Genomic DNA, 9,422 nt, shown 5'->3' with positions numbered 1-9,422 from the left:
CGCGCTTTTTTTTGCGTGTATGGAACGGGGATTAATACATCACTCTTGTTTTGATTCTTAATATCATTTAATAATAAATCTCATTACCGAATGAGTGTGGATCATGAAGCCTGTCCTGCATGAGGATCCTTATCTTGAGAGCTGGCGCTGGATGAGTCGCCAGATTCGCTGCGGTCTTGACCCCAACGAGCCGCGCCTGATCGAACATTACCTCAATGAGGGCCGCTACCTGGCGTGTTGCACCGCCACCCATCCGTGGACGATCGCTGAAACCGCATTCCGCCTGCTGCTCGACACCGCCAGCGATATCGCGCTGCCCTGGCATTGGCGTTCCATGTGCCTGGATCAGGCCTGGCGTCCACTGCGCGACCTGGAAAAGCTCTCCCACTGTGCCTGCCGCCTCAAGCGTTGGCAGACCTTTGCCTGGCAATTGGCTACGTGCCAATTGCTGCCCTCCCTTTCCGTTACTGACCTGGTCCAAGGATCCTCCGATGAGTAATACCCGTATCGAACGCGACAGCATGGGCGAACTGCAGGTGCCCGCCGAGGCTTTGTACGGCGCCCAGACCCAGCGCGCGGTGAACAACTTTCCGATCAGTAACCAACCCATGCCGGCGCAATTCATTCGCGCGCTGATCCTGGCCAAGGCCGCTGCCGCCAAGGTCAACGTCGACCTCAAGCAAATCAGCGCAGGGCAGGGCAAGGCTATCGTCGATGCCGCCCAAGGTTTGCTCCAAGGCGATTTCATGCGGCACTTCCCGGTGGATATCTTCCAGACCGGCTCCGGCACCAGCTCCAACATGAATGCCAACGAGGTCATTGCGACCCTCGCGACCCGTCTGCTGGGCGAGGCGGTCAACCCCAACGATCACGTGAACTGCGGCCAAAGCAGCAACGACATCATTCCGACCACGATCCACGTCAGCGCCGCGCTGGTGCTGCATGAGCACACGCTGCCGGCGTTGCTGCACTTGGTTCAGGTGATCGAGCAGAAGGCCGAACAGGTCCACCCGTTCATCAAGACCGGGCGCACGCACTTGATGGACGCCATGCCGGTGCGCATGAGCCAGGTGCTCAATGGCTGGGCGCAACAGCTCAAGGCCAACATCGGGCATTTGCAGGACCTGCTGCCGAGCCTGCAGGCGCTGGCCCAGGGTGGCACGGCGGTCGGCACGGGAATCAACGCACACCCCGAGTTCGCCGCGCGTTTCAGCCAGCAACTAAGCACCTTGACTGGCGTGACCTTCACCCCCGGCAAGAACCTGTTTGCGCTGATCGGCTCCCAGGACACCGCCGTTGCTGTCTCCGGTCAGTTGAAAGCCACCGCTGTGTCGCTGATGAAGATCGCCAACGACCTGCGCTGGATGAACTCCGGCCCGCTCGCCGGCCTCGGCGAGATCGAACTGGAAGCCCTGCAGCCGGGCTCCTCGATCATGCCCGGCAAGGTCAATCCGGTGATCCCGGAAGCCACCGCCATGGTCGCCGCGCAGGTCATCGGCAACGACACGGTGATCACCGTCGCCGGCCAATCGGGCAATTTCGAGCTGAACGTAATGCTGCCGATCATCGCCCAGAACCTGCTCAGCAGTCTCGAATTGCTGGCCAATGCCAGCCGTTTGCTGGCGGACAAGGCCATCGCCAGCTTCAAGGTCAATGAAGCCAAGCTCAAGGAGGCGTTATCGCGCAACCCGATCCTGGTCACCGCACTGAACCCGATCATCGGTTACCAAAAGGCTGCCGAGATTGCCAAGACGGCCTATCAGCAGGGCCGTCCGGTGATTGATGTCGCCCTCGAGCACACCGACTTGCCGCGCAGCCAACTGGAAATCCTGCTGGATCCGGAAAAGCTCACCGCCGGCGGCGTGTAATCACCGACCCTGCTTTGGAGGCTCACCATGGAGCACTGGAAACGCACGATCGAACGGGCCAATCGCTGCTTTATGGCGGGCGAACTGGTGGATGCTCGCGAGGCTTACTTGCAAGCCCTGGCCCTGGCGCAAGTGTTGTTCGAACGCTGGGCGGACGCCGACGAAGCGGTGGCGGCCTGCGTCATTTCCCACCATAACCTTGCGGACCTGCACCTGCGCCTGAACCAGCCGGAAGAAAGCGCCGAATACCTCTGCGCCATTCACCAGCGTCTGTTGCAGACCATGCAGGACTCGCGTTTGAGCGCGCCATTGCGCGAAGCGGCCTTGCGTCAGAGCAGCAAGACTTACGTCGAGCTCCTGAACTTCATCAGCGATCACGGCGAGTACCCGCGCACCCATCGCTTGCTGGGTGGCGCTGCGGTGCAACCGACCACTTCCCTCTACGGAGCACATTGATATGACTTACACCCTGCCTGCCTTGCCTTACGCCTACGACGCCCTGGAACCGCATATCGATGCGCAGACCATGGAAATCCACTACACCAAGCACCACCAGACCTACATCAACAACCTCAACGCGGCCGTACAAGGCACCGAGTTTGCGGGCTGGCCGGTGGAGAAGCTGGTATCCAGCGTGCAGCAGCTGCCGGAAAAACTGCGCCAGGCGGTGATCAACCAAGGTGGCGGGCACGCCAACCATTCGTTGTTCTGGGCGGTGATGTCGCCCAAGGGGGGCGGTAAACCCGAGGGCGCGCTGGGCAAGGCGATTGACGAGCAGTTGGGTGGCTTCGACAGCTTCAAGGAAGCGTTCACCAAGGCGGCCCTGAGCCGTTTCGGCAGCGGCTGGGCGTGGCTGAGCGTCACCCCGCAAAAGGCCCTGGTGGTGGAAAGCAGCGGTAACCAGGACAGTCCGCTGATGAACGGTAATACGCCGATCCTCGGCCTGGATGTCTGGGAGCATGCCTACTACCTGCTGTATCAGAACCGCCGCCCCGAATACATCAATGCCTTCTACAGTGTAATCAACTGGCCGGAAGTTGCCGCGCGCTATCAGGCCGCTGTCGCCTGACTTTAACCTCATAACACGATCTAAGGCCGAATATGGGCACTGAAACACTGGCGATCAGCAGCGGGCGAATGTTTCGTTATGCGTTTGGCTCGCTGCTGCTATTGGCAGGTTCTGCATTGCTGGTGGCTCACGGGCTGGCCTGGCTGGACCTGGAACCGCGCATACTGCGCGCCCTGCAGGGCGGGGCCATCTGCGCGCTCGGCACGGCGCTTGGTGCCGTTCCGGTGCTGCTCATCCGGCGCATGCCGGTAGCGCTGAGCGATATGTTGCTCGGTTTTGGTGCCGGGGTGATGCTGGCGGCGACGGCGTTCTCGCTGATCGTGCCGGGCATTGCCGCGGCCGAGAGCCTTGGGCTGTCGCCCTGGGGCGCGAGTGGCTTGATCAGTTTCGGCATTATGTGCGGGGCATTCGGGCTGTACCTGGTTGATCGCAAGGTCTCCGGTGCCAGCCCGGAAATGCTGGTGGGCACGCCGGACAAACCGGTGATCCCGCCGCGCATCTGGCTGTTCGTGTTTGCCATCATTGCTCACAACATTCCGGAAGGCATGGCGGTGGGCGTCTCCGCCGGTGGCGGCATGCCGGATGCCGACAGCCTGGCCATGGGCATTGCGTTGCAGGATGTGCCGGAAGGGCTGGTGATTGCGCTGGTATTGGCCGGGGCAGGGATGTCACGGGTCAAGGCGTTCTTGATCGGCGCTGCGTCAGGTCTGGTGGAGCCGGTGTTTGCCGTGCTCTGCGCGTGGTTGGTAAGCCTGGCCGAGGTGCTGTTGCCTTTGGGCCTGGCCCTGGCCGCCGGTGCGATGCTGCTGGTGGTCACTCACGAAGTCATTCCTGAATCGCGGCGCAATGGTCACGAAAAGCTCGCCAGCCTTGGGCTGTGTATTGGTTTTTGCTTGATGATGGTGATGGATACCGCGTTGGGCTGAAGTCGTTGCGACCTCATGCCCGTCTCGAAAGGGTGAGTTCACTCACCCTCATCAAAGTAGTTGTTGATCAACGCCACTAAGGCCTCCATTGCTTCCTGTTCGTGCTCACCCTCCGTCTTCAAGTGAATCCTGGTGCCTTTGCCGGCCGCCAGCATCATCATGGCCATGATGCTCTTTCCATCGACCATGGAATCCGGTGTACGCCCAGCGCGGATCTGGCAGGGAAACTGGCCGGCCACACCCACGAATTTGGCCGAGGCGCGGGCGTGAAGGCCCAGCTTGTTGATGATTTCAATTTCCAGAGCGGGCATCGCGGCGGTGTTCCTTTCAGCTAAGGTCGCGGTGGCGGACCTGGACATTCTTGAGGGTTTTTTGCAGCACCTGGCCCAGGCGTTCGGTCAGGTACACGGAGCGGTGGTGACCGCCGGTGCAGCCGATGGCAATGGTGACATAGGCCCGATTACTGGCGGCGAAGCGCGGCAGCCATTTGAGCAGGTAGCTGGAAATGTCCTGGAACATCTCCTCCACATCCGGTTGCGCGGCCAGGTAATCGGCCACCGGCTGGTCCAACCCGGACTGTTCACGCAGCTCCGGCTTCCAGTAGGGGTTCGGCAAGCAACGCACATCGAACACCAGGTCGGCATCCACCGGCATGCCCCGCTTGAAGCCAAACGACTCGACGAGAAACGCCGTGCCTGGCTCCGGCTGGTTCAGCAGGCGCAGCTTGATGGCATCGCGCAACTGGTACAGGTTGAGGCTGGTGGTGTTGATCTTGAGGTCGGCCAGGTCAATGATCGGCCCCAGCAGCTTGGTTTCGTCTTCGATGGCTTCGGCCAGCGAACGCTGGGTGCTGCTGAGGGGGTGGCGCCGGCGGGTCTCGGAGAAGCGTTTGAGCAAGGTTTCTTCGTCGGCGTCCAGATACAGCACATCGCAATGGATGTGCTTGGCGCGCACTTCCTCGAGCAGTTCAGGGAAGCGTGAGAGGTGGCTTGGCAGGTTGCGTGCATCAATCGAAACCGCGACCAGCGGCTGCGCCAGCTCCGTGTGGATCAGCGCGCGCTCGGCCAGTTCCGGCAGCAGGCCGGCGGGCAGGTTGTCGATACAGTAGAAACCGTTGTCCTCAAGAACATTGAGAGCGGTGCTTTTACCCGAGCCAGAACGGCCGCTGACGATGATCAAACGCATGATTACTGCCCGCTCTGTTCATCCAGGACAACCTGGTACAGCGCCTCGTTGCTGCTGGCACTGCGCAGTTTGTCGCGTACTTCCTTGCGGTCGAGCATGCTGGCGATCTGCCGAAGCAGTTCCAGGTGTGCATCGGTGGCAGCTTGCGGGACCAACAGTACGAACAGCAGGTCGACCGGCGCACCGTCGATGGCATCGAAATCAATGGGAGCGTCCAGGTGCAGCAGCGCGCTGACCGGTGTCTCGCAGCCTTTGAGGCGGCAGTGGGGAATGGCGATGCCGTTGCCAAAACCGGTAGAACCGAGTTTTTCACGAGCAATCAGGGCCTCGAAGACATCTTGCATTTCCAGCTCAGGCACTTGGCTGCTGATCAGGTTGGCAATTTGTTCGAGGGCGCGCTTTTTACTGCCGCCCGGCACGTTCACAAGGGAACGGCCGGGGGTCAGGATGGTTTCAAGTCGGATCATGGGGGGAGAGTTAACGACCTGTACCTTGCATCAGGTGCAGATTCTTTTCCTTATGCTTTTTGAGTTGGCGGTCAAGCTTGTCGGTGAGCAAGTCGATCGATGCATACATGTCTTCATGCTCGGCATTAGCAACCACTTCGCCACCGGGAATCTGGAGGGTCGCCTCGATTTTCTGCTGAAGCTTATCGACCTTCATGATGACCTGCACGTTGGTGATCTTGTCGAAATGTCCTTCAAGCTTCTTCAGCTTCTGCTCGACGTATTCGCGCATTGGAGGGGTGACTTCCACATGGTGTCCACTGATGTTGACTTGCATACAGCTTCTCCTTCGTTGCCAGTGCATAAAGCGGCAGGTAAGGAATACCTGCCACTGGAACGCTGTGGCCCGCCCGTCACATCAAACGCTTACGCTCGCTGGAAGGCGCGATCCCGAGGGATTCGCGGTACTTGGCGACGGTTCGACGGGCGACCTGAATGCCTTGTGCCTCCAGTAAACCAGCGATCTTACTGTCACTCAATGGCTTTTTCTGATTTTCCGCAGCAACCAGTTTTTTGATGATCGCGCGGATCGCCGTGGACGAGCATTCGCCGCCTTCGGAGGTGCTCACATGGCTTGAGAAAAAGTATTTCAGCTCATATATGCCCCGCGGGGTATGCATGAATTTTTGCGTCGTCACCCGGGAAATCGTCGATTCGTGCATGCCTACCGCCTCGGCGATGTCATGCAGCACCAGCGGTTTCATCGCTTCGTCGCCATATTCCAGAAAGCCGCGCTGATGCTCGACGATCTGGGTGGCGACTTTCATCAGGGTTTCGTTGCGGCTTTGCAGGCTCTTGATGAACCAGCGCGCTTCCTGCAACTGGTTACGCATGAAGGTATTGTCGGCGCTGGTATCGGCGCGGCGCACAAAACCGGCATATTGCGGGTTGACGCGCAGGCGCGGCACCGACTCCTGGTTCAACTCCACCAGCCAGCGCTCGTTGTCCTTGCGCACGATCACGTCCGGTACGACGTATTCAGCTTCGCTTGACTCGATCTGCGAACCGGGGCGCGGGTTGAGGCTCTGTACCAGCTCGATGACCTGGCGCAGGTCGTCTTCCTTGAGCTTCATGCGGCGCATCAACTGGCTGTAGTCGCGGCTGCCCAGCAGGTCGATATAATCGGTGACCAGGCGCTGGGCTTCGGCGAGCCAAGCGGTCTTGGCCGGCAACTGGCGCAGTTGCAGCAGCAGGCATTCGCTGAGATTGCGCGCGCCGATACCGGCGGGCTCGAATTGCTGGATGCGGTGCAGGACGGCTTCGATTTCGTCCAGCTCGATATCGAGCTCCGGGTCGAATGCCTCGAGGATTTCCTCAAGCGTCTCGTCCAGGTAGCCCTGATTGTTGATGCAGTCGATCAGGGTCACGGCGATCAAGCGATCGGTGTCCGACATCGGAGCAAGGTTCAGTTGCCACAGCAAGTGGCTCTGCAAGCTCTCGCCAACCGAAGTGCGGGTGGTGAAGTCCCACTCGTCATCGTCATTGCTGGGCAGGCTGCTGGCGCTGGTCTGGTAGACGTCTTCCCAGGCGGTGTCGACGGGAAGTTCGTTGGGAATGCGTTCGTTCCAGTCGCCTTCCTCAAGGTTGTCCACCGTTGGGGCGGTTTCCTGGTAGGAGGGTTCCTGCACGTCGGAATTGGGTTTTTGCTCGATGTTGTCGGCCAGTGGGTCTGCATTATCGAAGTCGTCGCCTTCTTCCTGGCGTTCGAGCATCGGATTGGATTCCAGGGCCTCCTGGATTTCCTGTTGCAGGTCCAGGGTCGACAATTGGAGCAGGCGGATGGCCTGTTGCAGCTGCGGTGTCATCGTCAGCTGCTGGCCCATTCTCAGGACTAGCGATGGTTTCATGGCAGGGGCTTAACACCTTATTCGCCGGCGCAATGCGCCATCCACGACAGGGCGCGTGAGCGCCAAACATAAGCAAATTATATGCCTGATATCGGGGGCTTTGCCTAGAGCGCGGTAACAATAAAAATCCGGAGGTTTTCATTGACTCCCGCACACGTTGGCAAACGGTCTTCCACCGCCTTTTTCAAACAGGCAGGCTTACAGGCGGAACTCATGACCCAGGTACACTTCCTTGACCAGCTCGTTGGCCAGGATGGTGGCGGAATCGCCTTCGGCGATCAGCTGGCCATCGTTGACGATGTACGCGGTTTCGCAGATATCGAGCGTCTCACGGACGTTGTGGTCGGTGATCAGCACGCCAATGCCCTTGGCCTTGAGGTGATGGATGATCTGCTTGATGTCGCCGACAGAAATTGGGTCGACGCCGGCAAACGGTTCGTCCAGCAGGATGAACTTGGGTGCGGTGGCCAGGGCGCGGGCGATTTCCACACGGCGACGCTCACCGCCGGAGAGGCTCATGCCGAGGTTGTCGCGAATGTGGTTGATGTGGAATTCCTGCAGCAGGCTTTCCAGCTCCTTGCGGCGGCCGTCACGGTCGAGTTCCTTGCGGGTTTCGAGGATGGCCATGATGTTGTCGGCGACCGACAGTTTGCGAAAGATCGACGCTTCCTGCGGCAGATAGCCAATACCGGCGCGGGCGCGGCCATGCATCGGCTGGTGGCTCACGTCCAGGTCATCGATCAATACACGGCCCTGGTCCGCCTGGACCAGGCCGACGATCATATAGAAGCAGGTGGTCTTGCCGGCGCCGTTGGGGCCGAGCAAGCCGACGATCTGGCCGCTGTCGATCGACAGACTGACGTCGCGCACGACCTGACGGCTTTTATAGGCTTTGGCCAGGTGCTGGGCTTTCAGGGTTGCCATTACTCGGCCTTCTTCTTCGGCTGGATAACCATGTCGATGCGTGGGCGCGGTGCGCTGACCTTGGTGCCGTTGGCGCGGCCCGCCTGCGCGACCTGGGTCTGGGTGTTGTAAACGATCTTCTCGCCTTCGGTCGAGTTGCCGTCGGCGCTGAGGACCTTGGCCTGGTCGATCAGGACGATGCGATTCTGCTGCGCGTGGTACTGGATGGTCTTGCCATAGCCTTTCATCGGGCCGGGATCTTCTGCCTTTTGCTTCTGTTCGAAGTAGGCAAGGTTGCCGACAGAGGTCACGACATCGATGTCGCCTGCCGCGGTACGCGTCAGCGTCACCGTGTTACCGGTGATCTTCATCGAGCCCTGAGTGATGATCACGCCGCCTGTATAGGTGGCGACGCCTTGCTTGTCATCGAGCTGCGCATCGTCAGCCGAAATGTGGATCGGCTGCTGGCTATCGTTCGGCAGAGCCCAGGCGCTCACGCTTCCCAGTACTGCGCCCAGGCCGAGCAAAATAGGGAGAGTTTTAACGAGCCTCATACTGTCCTCTTACGTTCGATAGCAGGTGTATCCTGCTTTCTTTCAAATACGCTTTCATTCCCTTGCCAGTCGATACACCGCCAGCGCCGTCGATTCTAACGTCTTGCTCGGTCTGCGCATATTGCTTCTGTGGGAATACGGTCATGCGACTGCTGGTAATCACGGTGTCGCGGTTTTTATCGTCAGTGCGCGCAACGCGCACCGAATCGATCAGTTCCACCTCGGTACCGTCCGGGTTGACCTCGCCACGCTTGCTGGTGACGTGCCACGGGAACTCGGTGCCGCGGTAAATGTTCATGTCGGGGTTGGTCAGCAGCGTGATTTCGCTGGCTTTGACATGCTCGACCTTGTCCGAGGTCATCTCGTACTGCACTTTGCCATCAGGCAGGAACTGCACGCTCCTGGCATTGGTGGCGTAATAGTCGATAGTACCTTCGTCAACCTGCGCAGCAGGCTGGTCGAGAAAGCGCTCCGGGCTGATATTCCAGTAGCCCACCGCCAGGAACAGCGCGGCGATGACCCCGAATAGCAGGAAGTTGCGAATCTTTTTGCTCAGCATAAAAC

The 9,422-nt window shown here is 59.7% G+C and carries 13 protein-coding genes; 5 read left to right on the top strand and 8 right to left on the bottom strand.

Annotation, left to right across the window (positions count from 1 at the left end):
* Window positions 1-103: 103 nt before the first annotated feature.
* Genes KVG91_RS01125 through KVG91_RS01105 form a run of 5 tightly spaced genes read left to right on the top strand, consistent with a single transcriptional unit; the run spans window position 104 to window position 3,863 of the window.
* On the top strand, window positions 104-499 hold the full coding sequence (locus tag KVG91_RS01125; RefSeq protein ID WP_169374789.1) for a FagA protein: 396 nt from the start codon (window positions 104-106) through the stop codon (window positions 497-499).
* Entirely contained in the window at window positions 492-1,868 is a 1,377-nt protein-coding gene (locus KVG91_RS01120) for a class II fumarate hydratase (protein ID WP_169374790.1), read from the top strand. Before KVG91_RS01125 ends, KVG91_RS01120 begins: the two co-directional genes overlap by 8 nt.
* A gap of 27 nt (window positions 1,869-1,895) precedes the next feature.
* The gene (locus KVG91_RS01115) at window positions 1,896-2,324 is read left to right on the top strand and encodes a hypothetical protein (RefSeq protein WP_169374791.1); all 429 of its coding nucleotides are present in this window, start codon (window positions 1,896-1,898) and stop codon (window positions 2,322-2,324) included.
* Window position 2,325: 1 nt separating this feature from the next.
* Window positions 2,326-2,937 carry a superoxide dismutase gene (locus KVG91_RS01110; protein WP_169374792.1) on the top strand — a complete coding sequence of 204 codons (612 nt, stop codon included), beginning with the start codon at window positions 2,326-2,328 and terminating at the stop codon, window positions 2,935-2,937.
* A gap of 32 nt (window positions 2,938-2,969) precedes the next feature.
* Entirely contained in the window at window positions 2,970-3,863 is an 894-nt protein-coding gene (locus tag KVG91_RS01105; protein WP_169374793.1) for a ZIP family metal transporter, read from the top strand.
* 38 nt (window positions 3,864-3,901) lie between these two features.
* Here KVG91_RS01105 and KVG91_RS01100 read toward each other — a convergent pair whose 3' ends face one another.
* From KVG91_RS01100 to lptC, 8 genes are all read right to left on the bottom strand, one after another.
* Complete coding sequence (locus tag KVG91_RS01100; RefSeq protein WP_169374794.1) at window positions 3,902-4,174, bottom strand: HPr family phosphocarrier protein; 273 nt, start codon at window positions 4,172-4,174, stop codon at window positions 3,902-3,904.
* A gap of 16 nt (window positions 4,175-4,190) precedes the next feature.
* Window positions 4,191-5,048: an RNase adapter RapZ gene (gene rapZ, locus KVG91_RS01095; RefSeq protein WP_169374795.1), complete on the bottom strand. Its 858-nt coding sequence runs from the start codon at window positions 5,046-5,048 to the stop codon at window positions 4,191-4,193.
* A 2-nt stretch (window positions 5,049-5,050) separates the two neighbouring features.
* Complete coding sequence (ptsN, locus tag KVG91_RS01090; protein WP_169374796.1) at window positions 5,051-5,515, bottom strand: PTS IIA-like nitrogen regulatory protein PtsN; 465 nt, start codon at window positions 5,513-5,515, stop codon at window positions 5,051-5,053.
* A gap of 10 nt (window positions 5,516-5,525) precedes the next feature.
* Window positions 5,526-5,831: a ribosome hibernation-promoting factor, HPF/YfiA family gene (gene hpf / locus KVG91_RS01085; RefSeq protein WP_057724572.1), complete on the bottom strand. Its 306-nt coding sequence runs from the start codon at window positions 5,829-5,831 to the stop codon at window positions 5,526-5,528.
* Between the two features lie 76 nt (window positions 5,832-5,907).
* Window positions 5,908-7,401 carry an RNA polymerase factor sigma-54 gene (locus tag KVG91_RS01080; protein ID WP_076951180.1) on the bottom strand — a complete coding sequence of 498 codons (1,494 nt, stop codon included), beginning with the start codon at window positions 7,399-7,401 and terminating at the stop codon, window positions 5,908-5,910.
* A gap of 198 nt (window positions 7,402-7,599) precedes the next feature.
* On the bottom strand, window positions 7,600-8,325 hold the full coding sequence (lptB, locus tag KVG91_RS01075; RefSeq protein WP_003171806.1) for an LPS export ABC transporter ATP-binding protein: 726 nt from the start codon (window positions 8,323-8,325) through the stop codon (window positions 7,600-7,602).
* A complete protein-coding gene (lptA, locus tag KVG91_RS01070; RefSeq protein ID WP_169374797.1) occupies window positions 8,325-8,858 on the bottom strand; it encodes a lipopolysaccharide transport periplasmic protein LptA in 534 nt (177 codons plus the stop codon). The genes lptB and lptA overlap by 1 nt, the downstream gene beginning before the upstream one ends.
* On the bottom strand, window positions 8,845-9,417 hold the full coding sequence (lptC, locus tag KVG91_RS01065) for an LPS export ABC transporter periplasmic protein LptC (RefSeq protein WP_169374798.1): 573 nt from the start codon (window positions 9,415-9,417) through the stop codon (window positions 8,845-8,847). Before lptC ends, lptA begins: the two co-directional genes overlap by 14 nt.
* Between the last annotated feature and the right edge of the window lie 5 nt (window positions 9,418-9,422).

Origin of the sequence: Pseudomonas azadiae (assembly GCF_019145355.1) — a bacterium.
GTDB lineage: Bacteria > Pseudomonadota > Gammaproteobacteria > Pseudomonadales > Pseudomonadaceae > Aquipseudomonas > Aquipseudomonas azadiae.
The sequence above is the reverse complement of the archived record's forward strand: the minus strand, read 5'-3'. Positions and strand labels throughout refer to the sequence as shown.

Bases quoted from the DNA above. Each gene is read 5' to 3' on its own strand.
- KVG91_RS01125 (WP_169374789.1), top strand. From the start codon at position 104: ATGAAGCCTGTCCTGCATGAGGATCCTTATCTTGAGAGCTGGCGCTGG.
- KVG91_RS01120 (WP_169374790.1), top strand. From the start codon at position 492: ATGAGTAATACCCGTATCGAACGCGACAGCATGGGCGAACTGCAGGTG.
- KVG91_RS01115 (WP_169374791.1), top strand. From the start codon at position 1,896: ATGGAGCACTGGAAACGCACGATCGAACGGGCCAATCGCTGCTTTATG.
- KVG91_RS01110 (WP_169374792.1), top strand. From the start codon at position 2,326: ATGACTTACACCCTGCCTGCCTTGCCTTACGCCTACGACGCCCTGGAA.
- KVG91_RS01105 (WP_169374793.1), top strand. From the start codon at position 2,970: ATGGGCACTGAAACACTGGCGATCAGCAGCGGGCGAATGTTTCGTTAT.
- KVG91_RS01100 (WP_169374794.1), bottom strand. From the start codon at position 4,174: ATGCCCGCTCTGGAAATTGAAATCATCAACAAGCTGGGCCTTCACGCC.
- rapZ (WP_169374795.1), bottom strand. From the start codon at position 5,048: ATGCGTTTGATCATCGTCAGCGGCCGTTCTGGCTCGGGTAAAAGCACC.
- ptsN (WP_169374796.1), bottom strand. From the start codon at position 5,515: ATGATCCGACTTGAAACCATCCTGACCCCCGGCCGTTCCCTTGTGAAC.
- hpf (WP_057724572.1), bottom strand. From the start codon at position 5,831: ATGCAAGTCAACATCAGTGGACACCATGTGGAAGTCACCCCTCCAATG.
- KVG91_RS01080 (WP_076951180.1), bottom strand. From the start codon at position 7,401: ATGAAACCATCGCTAGTCCTGAGAATGGGCCAGCAGCTGACGATGACA.
- lptB (WP_003171806.1), bottom strand. From the start codon at position 8,325: ATGGCAACCCTGAAAGCCCAGCACCTGGCCAAAGCCTATAAAAGCCGT.
- lptA (WP_169374797.1), bottom strand. From the start codon at position 8,858: ATGAGGCTCGTTAAAACTCTCCCTATTTTGCTCGGCCTGGGCGCAGTA.
- lptC (WP_169374798.1), bottom strand. From the start codon at position 9,417: ATGCTGAGCAAAAAGATTCGCAACTTCCTGCTATTCGGGGTCATCGCC.